The following is a 12,339-nucleotide window of genomic DNA, read 5'->3' as shown; positions in this document are numbered from 1 at the left end:
AACACAAAATTCTTTCAATTATGAAGAAAAGAAAAAAGAGATTGAAACATAACTAAATCCCCCCCATCTAAAAACGAACAAATGGGATACATGAGCTGGACTGCTTGTGACACCGCTGTTGATTTCCGTGCAAGACTTCGCTTTCCGCGGGCGGCCGATGAGCCTCCTCGTCGCTTCCGCTTTTCCCGCAGGAGTCTTCGCCTTGCCCCCCAATCAACAGCTAGAAGCAACTAAATAGATTAAGCCTACGTTCACCATCACAATGAAAAAATCCGAACGATTCATCGTTCGGATCTTCCTTCAACTAAAACACGTTTGTTCCAGTCTCTTTTGATTAAAATGTAATAACGTCTTTTGTGCCTTGCTTTTGATAGCCTGTTTTTAACAGCTTCACTTCTTTATCCGCTGGCAAGTTGGTAAATACAACTGGTGTCACAATAGAAGGTGCATGCTTTTTAACATACTCTAAATTCACTTGTAAAAGAGGCATTCCTTGTTGAACACTGTCCCCTTCTTGAACAAGCGCTTCAAATCCTTCTCCTTTTAAATTCACCGTGTCTAACCCAACGTGAATCAGGATTTCAATTCCTTCGACTGTTTTTAGTCCAATCGCATGTTTTGTTGGGAATACGGTCATTACTTCACCGTCAATCGGTGATACGAGCGTTCCTTCAATAGGTTCAATCGCAAAACCGTCGCCCATCATTTTTTGTGAGAATACTTGATCTTCCACTTCACTAAGCGGCTTTACAACGCCTTCAAACGGTAAAACAAACTCTGTGTGTGCGTCTGCTTGAACAGCCTGTTGTTCAACAGGTGCAGCGGTTGACGCTGTGCCGTATTTAACTAATTGATTCATTGCGTCTGCAACAAACTCTACTTCTGTTCCGACAATTACTTGAACATTTGTTTTGCTGAGCTTCATGATTCCTCTCGCTCCGTGACGCTTTAAGGCAGCTTCGTTAATGTTGCTGGCATCAGCTACTTGTAAGCGAAGACGAGTCGCACAGTTATCAATTACGGTTAAGTTTTCTTTTCCGCCTAAATCTTCAATAAAATAAGACGCCATATCCACATATTTATCGCCTGTTGCCACAACCGTTTCGTTTGATGTGTCTACTTCTTCATCATCTTCACGTCCCGGTGTTTTTAAATTTAATGCTTTGATGAGCGTGTAGAAAATGACAAAGTAAATGACTGCATACACAATTCCAATTCCTGCTAACAGCAGCGGTTTTTGTGAAATTCCGTAGTTTAAGAAGAAATCAATGGCCCCTGCTGAAAATCCAAATCCAGCGTGAATACCCAGAGCAACGGCTAAAGCCATCGAAATTCCCGTTAAAACGGCATGAATAACGTATAATAGCGGTGCTACGAACATAAATAGAAATTCAATTGGTTCCGTAATTCCCGTTAAAAAAGAAGTAACAGCAAGTCCAATTAACATACCGCTGACTTGTTTGCGCTTTTCTTTTTTAGCTGCTGCGATCATCGCAAGCGCAGCTGCCGGTAAACCAAACATCATAACCGGGAAGAATCCAGACATAAATGTTCCTGCCGTTGGATCGCCTTTAAAGAAACGATTCAAATCTCCCGTTACACCGTGATAGTCTCCGAATACAAACCATACTAAGCTGTTTAACACGTGATGCAGTCCAATTGGAATCAACAGACGGTTCAAAAATCCGTATATACCTGCACCAAGTGCTCCTGCTCCTGTAATCCACGTTCCTAAGTTGTTAATTTGATCTTGAATCGGCGGCCAAATAACGCCAAAAATTCCTGCAAGCGCAAGCATAACGACTGAGGTAATAATCGGTACAAACCGCTTTCCTGCAAAGAAGCCGAGCCACTCTGGCAGCTTAATGGCTGAGAAACGATTGTATAGTAAACCAGCCGTTACCCCCGAGACAATCCCGCCGAGTACACCCATGTTAATATCTTTATCAATAGCTACAGTCCCTTTTGTTAAAACAAAATAACCGACCACTCCGGCAAGTGCTGCTGCGCCGCTTCCATCTTTTGAAAGCCCTACAGCAATACCGAGTGCAAACAGTAGTGCTAAATTCGCAAAAATCGCATCTCCGGCTTGAGCCATAAACGGAATATCCAATAAGTCTTTTTGACCCAAACGAAGAAGCAATGCCGCAGCAGGTAATACTGCGATTGGCAGCATAAGCGATTTACCAATACGTTGTAAAAAATTCAGCATGTTTCTATCCCCTTTGTATAACGTATTTAACCCGATGTTACGAGCAAGGATTTTCGTAACAATATTTATCGGATGACAAGTTACCGCATTCATCCCCGGCCTATGATTACATCATCAGCTGAAATAACGGCGGTTTTACTGCATGGACTCATACTAGCACATAAAATATATAGTTGTCTATACCAATTTTCTTTTTAAAAACCTCTCTATATCAATGTTAAAAGCCCTTACAAAACTTTCTAGTTCACAAAAAAGAATCAACTGGTCTAGACAACTATTCCAAAAAGCGTTACACTTAAATCAATACAACGAGCAAAGGAGTGTATGTATGGATACACATTCATCCATCATTATTTATAATGTAACCGTTTATAGTGAAAATCAGACATTAAAAAATGGGTATATTAAACTAACGAACAAAAAAATCACTGAAATCGGAGAGATACATCAATACGTACGTCAGCCAAAAGACCATGTAATTGAACTTTCTCCTTCCTATAAAGTTATTCCGGGTGCCATTGATGTGCATATTCATGGCGTTAACAATGCCGATGCGATGGACGGTACAGCAGAAGCATTAAAAACAATGGCGCGCACGCTCCCAAAAGAAGGTACAACAAGCTTTTTAGCAACCACTATGACGCAGTCGAATGAAGCGGTTGAAAAAGCGCTTCGCAATGCCGGCACTTATATCGAAGAGCAAACAGATGCGGATGCTGAAGTAGTTGGTATTCACTTAGAAGGTCCGTTTATTTCACCAAAACGTGCGGGCGCACAGCCGCCTACTCACATTCAAGATCCGAATGTGACACTGTTTCAAGAGTGGCAAAAAGCAGCCGGAGGACATATTAAACTTGTTACATTAGCTCCGGAGCAGCCAAACGGCTTAGCGCTTACTTCTTATTTAAAAGAAACAAACGTCGTCGCTTCTATTGGCCATTCCGACAGCACATACGATCAAGTTGGTGAAGCCATCGAAGCAGGAGCGTCTCATATTACGCACTTATATAACGGCATGCGCGGTCTTCACCATAGAGAGCCGGGCGTATTAGGGGCCGCGTATTTGAGAGATGAATTATTTGTAGAGCTAATTACAGACGGCATCCACTGCCGACCTGAAATGGTCAAGCTTGCGTACGATCAAATTACAAGTGAACGCATGATTCTTATTACGGATTCTCTTCGTGCCAAATGGCTAAAAAACGGTACGTATGATTTAGGAGGACAGCCTGTTCACGTAAACGATACAACGGCTACCCTTGCAGACGGAACATTAGCAGGAAGCATCTTAAAGATGAACGATGCGATTAAAAACACGATGAGCTTTACGAACTGTTCATTAGAAGACATCGTAAAAATGACCGCTGAAAACCCAGCAAAACAGCTTAATCTGTTCGATACAAAAGGAAGCCTCAAAATTGGAAAAGATGCGGATATCGTGGTGTTAAATGAAAACTTAGATGTTGAAATGACATTTTGCCGAGGCACATTGAGCTTTCAAAAGGAGGACTAACAATGAATATCATCCAAGTGAAAAATTACAGTGAAATGAGTGCAAAAGCAGCTGATATGCTGATTAGCAAACTTCATGAAAAACCAAATATGAATCTGGGACTTGCAACGGGAGGCACGCCGAAAGGATTATATGATCGTTTAATTCAAGATCATAAGGAGCACGGCACGTCTTACAAACACGTTACTTCCTTTAACTTAGATGAATATGTCGGAATGAAGCCGCAAGATCCAAACAGCTATCACTACTATATGGCAGATGCGTTATTTAATCACATTGATATTGACGTAAGCAACACGCACGTTCCTAACGGCCTAGCTGATACGCCTGAAGAAGAATGCCGCCGCTACGATGAAATGATTCAAAATCACGGAGGCATTGACCTTCAAATCCTTGGAATCGGTCAAAACGGACATATTGGCTTTAACGAACCTGGTACGTCATTCAACTCTCCTACTCATATTGTGACGTTAGAAGAATCAACGCGAAAAGCGAATGCGCGCTACTTTAATTCTCTTGACGAAGTGCCTACTCAGGCTATTACAATGGGAATTGAATCGATTATGAAAAGTAAAGAAATTTTACTGCTTATCTCTGGGGAAGCCAAAGCAGAAGCGATGTATCAACTGCTTAACGGAGAAATCACAGAAGACTTTCCTGCTTCTATTTTAAAGAAGCATCACTGTGTTACAATTATTGCGGACCAAGAAGCTTTAGCTAAAGTATCGATGTAGAAAATTCAAATATGACCAAAGAGCGGCCAATTTGAATTTTCTAACCTTTGAAAGAATAGTCAAGTAGCCTACCCCGGCTATAATCAATCCGTCTTTATGAAAGAAAGATCTCTGACTATTAGTTAGAGTATATATAGATAACATACCTCCTCGTCTTTTTTAGATGAGGAGGTTTACATAAAGGAGAGAACTTAAGTGATTGATAAAAGCTCACCTCTTCCGATTTATTATCAAATTGAAGAACAGTTGAAAAAACAAATTGAAAACGGAGAGTTAAAACCAAATGATTCGCTTCCTTCTGAACGAGAGTTTGCAGAAAGATTTGAAATCAGCAGAATGACCGTTCGCCAAGCGATTAACAATTTAGTAAACGACGGTTATTTATACCGTCAAAAAGGCCGCGGCACCTTTGTTTCTGAAAAAAAGCTTGAGCAGCAGCTCGTTGGATTAACGAGTTTTACAGAAGATATGAAAGCGCGCGGAATGGTGCCAAGCAGTAAGCTGCTGAGCTTTGAAATTATTGCGGCTTCAGAAAAAATTGCCGAGCAGCTGCAAATTTCTCTTCATGCACCCGTTTATGAAATCAAGCGTATTCGTTTAGCTGACGACGTGCCAATGGCGCTTGAAAGCGTATATGTATCCGCTAACTTAGTCAAAGGATTAACAGAATCCATTGTTAATGACTCTCTCTATCGCTATATTGAAGAAGAGCTCGGGCTAAAAATTGGCGAAGCCAATCAAACGTTAGAATCCATTTTAGCTTCTGAAACCGAAGTGAAGCATCTTGGAATCAGCTCATATTCACCCGTTCTATTGATTCAAAGAAATACGTATTTGCAAGACGGCACGCCGCTTGAAGTGGTGAAGTCTTCGTACCGAGCAGACCGCTATAAGTTTACGATTAACATGACACGATCTTAACTAAGGAGTTTTTTTATGTCTAGTTTATATCTACAGGAACTAACAAAACTGCTTGCCAAAGTGGAGGCGCATGAACAGCTGGCAATTGAATCCGCAGCCGAGAAAATTTCACAGCAATTAGCTGCTCATCACCTCATTCATTTATTTGGGTGCGGTCATTCTCATATTTTAACGGAAGAAGTGTTTTACCGTTCCGGAGGGCTTGCACCAATTCATCCTATTTTTGTAGAAGAACTGATGCTTCACAAAGGAGCTTCACGCTCTTCGCAATTAGAGCGGAAAAACGACTATGCTCACACATTTATGGAAAAAGAAGATATCGTACCAGGTGATATTATAATTGTCATTTCTACATCGGGCGTAAACCCCGTTCCTATTGATGTGGCCTTAATTGCAAAAGAAAAAGGTGCCTTTGTTATTGGGCTTACCTCTCCTTCTTATGCCACAAGCCGGGCTTCACGACATAAAAGTGGAAAGTACCTTCATGATGTCGTTGATCTTGTCATTAATAATCATATTCCAAAAGGAGACGTTCTTCTTCATCAGCAAGACATTTCCTTCGCTTCTGGTTCTACTGTAATTGGAGGCGCTATCTTAAACGATATCCTATCTAGAACCATTCAAAAACTGCTCAGCCGCGGCATCACGCCTCCTGTCTTTTTAAGTGGAAACATGGAAGGTTCAGATGAACATAATCGGCGGTTGATTGATACTTACAAAGGAAGAATTACTTCTCTATAGAAAACAGCCCGTGCGGCTGTTTTTTTGTACAAAAAAAGATGCTTAAAAGCATCTCATCAAAGTCGGACTGTACGATTTGGACTAGGATCTCCTCTTTATCAGTAGAAGTCTTGTTCACAGCACCATAACCTACTTATCCAACATTATTACTATGTTTAACATAAGTATACTCTTTTATACCTTAGGTGTCAAATGAGTTATAAGAAATTTTGTAATGCCTTCATTTGAGGATTTTCTTACGGTAATGTTCCAGCTGGCTTTTAGCTTCTTTCATAATAGTTGTATGTATGATTTCATCTGTGATGTTAAAATAATTGTCTCCGTACTGATAGTCATCTATCATATCACTAATTTCAAGCCAACCTACTAACTCAATCGGACAGTCGAGCTCAATGAACATGGTGTATAAGTGATTGGCTTCTGTTAGCGCCATTTCTTCATACTGCACAATTGTTTGAAGCCGCGTATAGATCAGGTAATCTGTACATTCCTGTTCACTCGGTTCCGATAAGGAAAGCTCTGTTAAAGTACGCTGAAAATAATCTTCTATTTCAAAGAGATTATAAGGCGGGCGGAGAGAAGCTAAAATAGAAAGAGACAAAGAATCCTGTTCACGTTGCAGCATAGAAAGTGCCCATGGTAAATAATGTTTTTCCGCTGTGACACTCTTTTGATAAATGTAATAAAAGAGCTCGCGTGTATCCATAGAACTTCTCCTTCCTTTTTCGTGCCGATACAATTTCAAATAGTTTACCATACCTATAGATTTTACATGTAAATCCCTCCCGAAGCTTTATATAAGTTTTCTTCTGCATCTCACAAAAAAGAACCTGCATCAAAACTGATACAGGTTCTTCTCTTCCTATCATACTGACTGCTTCATGTTCATTTGCCCTTGTGAGGCCCTTTCGCTACGTATATCGGTTCATAACGAGAGTGCCAATCGTCAGATCAGAATATCTGCTTTTCATGTGAGGTAATACGTTTGCTGAAGTTGCTGTTAAGTCTTCCAAAACTAAATCAGTCCCTTCATGAAACTAAGTATTTACCTTTCACAGTAGCCTTAGAAGAATTTCTATTGGCCCTGTACTATTTATATACCACGCTTCAATTGAACTAAACGGAAAAAACTCATTTTTTCAAAAAATTCTTTCCACAGGAATATAATAATTAAGAGCGGATTACAGATGAAGCTTTAGCCCTTCATGAGAAGCTGTAAATCCAAGTTTTTGATAAAATCGTAAAGCCCCTGACCGTTCTTTATCAGTTGTTAATTGTACTAAATGACAATTACGTTCTTTCGCTCGTTCAATCGCCCATGTGATCAGCTGATATCCAATCCCTTTCCCACGCTCTGACGAAGCGGTTCGAACTCCTTCAATCGTTGCTCTCCATCCGCCTTGTCGTACAATATGGGGCGTAAAAGTAATTTGTTGAACACCTATTACTTTATTACCTTTACATGCGACAATCAGTTCATTGTTCGGATCCCCCTCAATCGCCTGAAATGCTTGAACATAACAGTCTGGAAGCGGTAATTCATAGCGCTCACGTTTGCTTCCGAGTATATCATCAGCAAGCATTCCAACAATTTGATCTAAATCTTCCCGCACTGCTTCTCTAAAAGTTATTTCTCCCATTTCATACAGCACCTTTCCCGTGTCTATTTATTATGTTAAAAAGAACACTGACAAACAAACTCAGAACCGACGCCACAAACAAAGCAACCACTAAAGCACCTAGACCCATTCCTTCAAAGCCTTCAACTCCAAGTATGCTATATAAAAATAGAAATATGCTCATTAGGATGCTGCTAAGTGAAATTCCGTACTGTACGGGCGAGTTCTTTCTATAGAAGAAATAAGACGCACTGAAAAGCAGCACAAAGAACATGCTCATCCACCCTAGTAATGAAATCATTTACACCCTCCTCTCGCCTAAAAAAGGGATTTATATCCATTATATAACACTCTTTCTATTTATTCTATGTAGATTTATAGGCTTGCAGCCACAATTAAATAGACATGACCAAAAGTGGTCATGTCTATTTTTCTGCTATATTATTAAAAAGAAAATTCTTTGGACCAAAAAGAATAAGGGGCTAAACAAGCTTCATCAATTTCATTCATACGCTTTTTGCATCGTTGCAGCACCTCAGCAGGAATGTGCCGCTCTAAGTATGCAGATTCTCCGTTAGCTTGAATCGTTTCTTCTACTAGTTCTTCAAACACATCTAAGCATGCTAAAAACTGCGGAAAAGTTGTATTAACAAAGCGCTCGCAGTCATCGTTAGACGTATCGAGCAGCACAACAGAACCGTTTTTATGATGAAGACAAATTGGATCTCCGGCACCTGTTGTTCCTAAAAACCAATAGTGTTGGTAGCGAGATGATAACTGAAATGTTTCGCATAGCGTTGTTAACTTCCCTTTGGATGAAACGAACTCTAGAAATGGTGAAGCTTCTTTTGGCAATCCTTTTTCTGTTAGCAACTTCTTTATCTCTTTATCAATATCAAGGGGTGCAAGCTGTTCGGCATCAAACTTCATTCGTTTTTCGTGTCGTTGCATCACATTTGACAACTTCTTTCACTCCTTTTCACCATTTGCTCTTAGTTTGCTTTTGTTTATTATAAAAGAAATCCAGCTCGTATTATATGCTACAAATGAACTTAATTAGACTGAAAATTCTTCCAATCTTTATTTATATAGCCCGATCTCCTCTTTATAAACACAGGTAAAAAGAAACCGATCAAATTTTCTCCGCTGAATGCTGTTTTTAAAAATAATCCTCATTCCCTTCTTTCCTTTTAAGCGTGCCCTCGCCTTTTATAGACAGGTCACTCTTTATTCTGCCAATTTTTTCTACCTTTTGCAACTAGGACTTATCTCACTATTTATTTTACGAGATTAATAACTTTACAGAATTTCAAAATAAGAAACAGTAATTATTTACATTTTTTCAAACTTTATGGTTTAATAGGTATGTAATTCCTATTTTTTACTATATTTTTTGGAGGTTTAACATGAAAAAAGGGTCAATTTATCGTTTTATTGCTTTTGCTTTAATGTTCACCTTGTGTTTTAGCCAATTAGGCTTACTGAAAACACAAGCAGCAGGCAATCCCCCTGCTAATGAAAAAACATTAAGCATTGGTAAAGCAGCAAAAGGAACATTTACAGAACCAGAACAAGCACATTGGTACAAGATTAATCCTTCTAAACAAGATGTAGCAAAGTTTTCACACTACCGAATTAAGCTGCAAAGTGATGATGAAGTAAACATCACGGTTTACTCTAGTCTTGAAGATGCCAAAAACAACGTGGCATTTGACCGTTATATGGGATACTCTTACAAAGACGAGCCTGCTCAACTAGATTTTCCAATCGCTTGGACAGGTCCTTATTATGTAAAGGTTGAGTATTACGGAGATGAAGATCTTATCATTGAAGATGATACCGGAGAAGATGGACAAACTCCTTCTGAACCCCAGCCGGAATTAAAAACAGAAGTGCCTTACACAATCAGCTATGAAGGCGCTTCACTTCCCCCTTCTCAAATGATGGCAGAAGAATGCCCGGCTGAATTAAGTACAAGCCAAAAAGAAAACGGAAAAGGTATTTTAAAAGATTTGCGTACAATTCGCGACGCTGTGCTTTCAAAAACAGCAAGCGGAAAAGACCTTTCTTCTCTTTATTACAAAGCCGCTCCGTTTATCAGCTCTAAAATGATTATTGATAAATCGATGCGTGAACAAGTATACAAAGATTTAGTTCAGCTAAAAAGTTTGTTTACAGATGTGGCGAAAAACGGCGCATCAAGCACATATATGATTACAAGTGCTGACCAAAAAGCCATCAATGATTTATACAGCATCGCGTACAAATCTGTTCCAGCTGCTTTAAAGAAAGACTTAGAAAAAGTAGCAGCACAGACAAAATTAAAAGACGTTACGGACTTAAATGTGTCGTCTGTATTAGTAAGAGCTAAATTAGTCAGCGCGAACAGCGTTTCAACAAAAGCTGAGACTCGCTATATTGTTAAATTAAAAGATGGTGCAAATGCTAAATCATTCAAAACAAAAGCACAGTCAAAATCAGCAGGCATTGAATCTATTAATCCATTAAAACAATCAGCTGCTTCTTTTGATAATATGTTTGTTATTCAATTAGATGACAGCAATGCAAAAAGCTTCAGCACGTCGTCTGCTCAAGGTAAAATGACGGCAAAACAAATTCAGGCACTTCCTGAAACTGAATTTATCGAGCCGGTTCAAGAGTACCACGCTCTTTCAATGGATTCACAATATCCGTATCAATGGTCATTAAACAATACGGGTAAAAATGACGGTACTCAACATGCCGATATTCAATACGAATCACTTGAAAAATTACTAAACGGCCAAAAATTAAAAGATACGGTTATTGCCGTTGCGGATACGGGCGTCGATTCATCACTAGCTGATTTAAAAGGCGTGGTGGATACAAAAACAGGCTATAACTACGTAGATCGTTCGTCAAATGCAACAGACGACAACGGACACGGAACTCACGTAGCAGGTATTATCGCAGCCTCTGCAAACAATAACTATTCAATGGCCGGCATTAATTCTCATGCAAAAATTTTACCGGTTAAAATTTTAGACGCATCTGGAAGCGGAGATACAGAACAAATTGCGTACGGTATTAAATACGCGGTTGATCACGGTGCAAAAGTCATTAACTTAAGCCTTGGCGGATCTTACAGCCGCGTGCTTGAATATTCGTTAAAATACGCATACGATCATAACGTAACGGTTGTAGCTGCAAGTGGAAACGACGGTATGGAAGAGCTCTCTTACCCTGCTTCATCTGCCTATGCGATTTCAGTAGGCGCATCAAACCGTTTAGATATCGTATCTGACTACTCAAACTACGGAAAAGGATTAGATATTACAGCTCCAGGCTCTGATATTCCAAGTCTTGTTCCAGACGGGAACGTCACTTATTTAAGCGGAACATCAATGGCAACGCCTCACGTGGCAGCCGTTGCGGGATTATTGCTATCGCAAAACCCAGGCTTAAAGCCAAAAGACGTTGAAAAGCGCCTAACGGATACAGCCAAAGATATTAAATTTGATGAAAAAGATGCTCCTGTATACGATGATGAAGAAAGTCCATTAGAACCTCCTGCTCCAGGCTACGATTACGTATCAGGATGGGGACGTTTAAATGCATACAGCGCGGTAAGTGCACAGCAGCTGCAAGCGCAGGTAAATACATTTGTCAGCACGCAAAAAATTGTTACAGGTAAAGCTCAAAGCGGTTCAACTGTTAAAGTAATGAACGGCTCAAAAACACTTGGCACAGCCAAAGCTGATGCAAAAAATACGTTCTCTGTAAACATTCCAGCTCAAAAAGCTGATACGGTTTTACAAGTGGTTGTTACAAATGGAAAAGCAAGTACGAACATTCGTGCAGTTGTTCAAAAAGCACCTGCCAAACCAGCGGTAAAAGCCGTAACGAATAAAGATGAGTACGTAACAGGAACGTCTAAAGCGAATTTTACGGTAAATGTTAAAAACAGCGCTAAGAAAGTGATTGCTTCAGCAAAAGCTGATGCAAAAGGCGCGTTCAAAGTAAAAATTCCAAAACAAAAAGAAAACACAGTTTTGTACATTACAGCTACAAACAGCCAACAACAAGAAAGTGAAGAAGTAAAAGTAACGGTGCGTGACGTTATTGCTCCAAATGCACCTAAAGTGAATCCAGTCAGCGACGCGGATACGGCTATTAAAGGAACAGCTGAAGCAAATGCATCTGTTGTAGCGAAAGTGAACAACAAAGAAATCGGCAAAGCAAAAGCCAATGCAAAAGGCCAGTACAGCATGACAATTAAAAAACAAAAAGCAGGTACAGCAATCAGCGTAACAGCGGCAGACGCAGCTAACAACACAAGTAAAGCTACGACTGTAAAAGTGAGCGATAAAACACCCCCTGCTGCACCAAGCGTAAATGCTGTCACAACAAAAAGCACGGCTGTAACAGGTAAAGCAGAAGCAAATGCTACCGTAACGGTAACAGTAAACAAAAAAAGCATTGGCTCTGCTGCTGCAAACAGCAAAGGGCAATACTCAGTAAAAATTAAAAAGCAAAAAGAAAAAACAGTCTTAAGCGTAACGGCAAAAGACAAAGCGAACAATACGAGTAAAGCAACAGCAAAAACGGTGACAAAATAAA

The 12,339-nt window shown here is 39.8% G+C and carries 10 protein-coding genes and 1 pseudogene; 5 read left to right on the top strand and 6 right to left on the bottom strand.

All coding sequences use genetic code 11. The annotated features are described in order from the left end of the window. Window positions 1-14 precede the first annotated feature (14 nt). Together LIS78_RS05955 and nagE are read right to left on the bottom strand one after the other, a co-directional pair. Window positions 15-217 (bottom strand): annotated as a pseudogene (locus LIS78_RS05955) (hypothetical protein). A gap of 117 nt (window positions 218-334) precedes the next feature. Then, window positions 335-2,212 (bottom strand): N-acetylglucosamine-specific PTS transporter subunit IIBC, encoded by a 1,878-nt coding sequence (nagE, locus tag LIS78_RS05950; RefSeq protein ID WP_209151156.1) that lies wholly within the window; start codon window positions 2,210-2,212, stop codon window positions 335-337. Between the two features lie 328 nt (window positions 2,213-2,540). Between nagE and nagA the strand changes: the two genes are divergently transcribed. The 4 genes from nagA to LIS78_RS05930 all read left to right on the top strand — a co-directional run bounded on the left by nagA (window position 2,541) and on the right by LIS78_RS05930 (window position 6,121). Further along, window positions 2,541-3,725, top strand: a complete 1,185-nt coding sequence (gene nagA / locus LIS78_RS05945) for an N-acetylglucosamine-6-phosphate deacetylase (RefSeq protein WP_209151155.1) — start codon at window positions 2,541-2,543, stop codon at window positions 3,723-3,725. A gap of 2 nt (window positions 3,726-3,727) precedes the next feature. Further along, a complete protein-coding gene (nagB, locus tag LIS78_RS05940; protein WP_195780891.1) occupies window positions 3,728-4,459 on the top strand; it encodes a glucosamine-6-phosphate deaminase in 732 nt (243 codons plus the stop codon). 195 nt (window positions 4,460-4,654) lie between these two features. Continuing rightward, window positions 4,655-5,380, top strand: a complete 726-nt coding sequence (locus LIS78_RS05935) for a GntR family transcriptional regulator (protein ID WP_013055880.1) — start codon at window positions 4,655-4,657, stop codon at window positions 5,378-5,380. Between the two features lie 15 nt (window positions 5,381-5,395). Next, window positions 5,396-6,121 carry an SIS domain-containing protein gene (locus tag LIS78_RS05930; RefSeq protein WP_252284822.1) on the top strand — a complete coding sequence of 242 codons (726 nt, stop codon included), beginning with the start codon at window positions 5,396-5,398 and terminating at the stop codon, window positions 6,119-6,121. Between the two features lie 220 nt (window positions 6,122-6,341). Here the strand turns inward: LIS78_RS05930 and LIS78_RS05925 are convergent, their stop codons facing one another. The 4 genes from LIS78_RS05925 to LIS78_RS05910 form a co-directional block, all read right to left on the bottom strand. After that, window positions 6,342-6,827, bottom strand: coding sequence for a hypothetical protein (locus tag LIS78_RS05925; RefSeq protein WP_209151152.1), 486 nt, complete (start codon window positions 6,825-6,827; stop codon window positions 6,342-6,344). Window positions 6,828-7,302: 475 nt separating this feature from the next. Continuing rightward, complete coding sequence (locus LIS78_RS05920; protein ID WP_252284821.1) at window positions 7,303-7,761, bottom strand: GNAT family N-acetyltransferase; 459 nt, start codon at window positions 7,759-7,761, stop codon at window positions 7,303-7,305. 1 nt (window position 7,762) lies between these two features. Further along, complete coding sequence (locus tag LIS78_RS05915; protein ID WP_209151150.1) at window positions 7,763-8,041, bottom strand: YesK family protein; 279 nt, start codon at window positions 8,039-8,041, stop codon at window positions 7,763-7,765. A 143-nt stretch (window positions 8,042-8,184) separates the two neighbouring features. Further along, window positions 8,185-8,694, bottom strand: a complete 510-nt coding sequence (locus LIS78_RS05910; RefSeq protein WP_245210700.1) for an SUKH-4 family immunity protein — start codon at window positions 8,692-8,694, stop codon at window positions 8,185-8,187. A 452-nt stretch (window positions 8,695-9,146) separates the two neighbouring features. Between LIS78_RS05910 and LIS78_RS05905 the strand changes: the two genes are divergently transcribed. After that, window positions 9,147-12,338 carry a S8 family peptidase gene (locus LIS78_RS05905; RefSeq protein ID WP_252284820.1) on the top strand — a complete coding sequence of 1,064 codons (3,192 nt, stop codon included), beginning with the start codon at window positions 9,147-9,149 and terminating at the stop codon, window positions 12,336-12,338. The last annotated feature ends 1 nt before the right edge of the window (window position 12,339 follow it).

The organism is Priestia megaterium, assembly GCF_023824195.1.
In the GTDB taxonomy this organism is placed as follows: domain Bacteria; phylum Bacillota; class Bacilli; order Bacillales; family Bacillaceae_H; genus Priestia; species Priestia megaterium_D.
The sequence above is the reverse complement of the archived record's forward strand: the minus strand, read 5'-3'. Positions and strand labels throughout refer to the sequence as shown.

Coding starts and splice junctions, on each gene's coding strand:
- nagE (WP_209151156.1), bottom strand. CDS start 2,212: ATGCTGAATTTTTTACAACGTATTGGTAAATCGCTTATGCTGCCAATC.
- nagA (WP_209151155.1), top strand. CDS start 2,541: ATGGATACACATTCATCCATCATTATTTATAATGTAACCGTTTATAGT.
- nagB (WP_195780891.1), top strand. CDS start 3,728: ATGAATATCATCCAAGTGAAAAATTACAGTGAAATGAGTGCAAAAGCA.
- LIS78_RS05930 (WP_252284822.1), top strand. CDS start 5,396: ATGTCTAGTTTATATCTACAGGAACTAACAAAACTGCTTGCCAAAGTG.
- LIS78_RS05925 (WP_209151152.1), bottom strand. CDS start 6,827: ATGGATACACGCGAGCTCTTTTATTACATTTATCAAAAGAGTGTCACA.
- LIS78_RS05920 (WP_252284821.1), bottom strand. CDS start 7,761: ATGGGAGAAATAACTTTTAGAGAAGCAGTGCGGGAAGATTTAGATCAA.
- LIS78_RS05915 (WP_209151150.1), bottom strand. CDS start 8,041: ATGATTTCATTACTAGGGTGGATGAGCATGTTCTTTGTGCTGCTTTTC.
- LIS78_RS05905 (WP_252284820.1), top strand. CDS start 9,147: ATGAAAAAAGGGTCAATTTATCGTTTTATTGCTTTTGCTTTAATGTTC.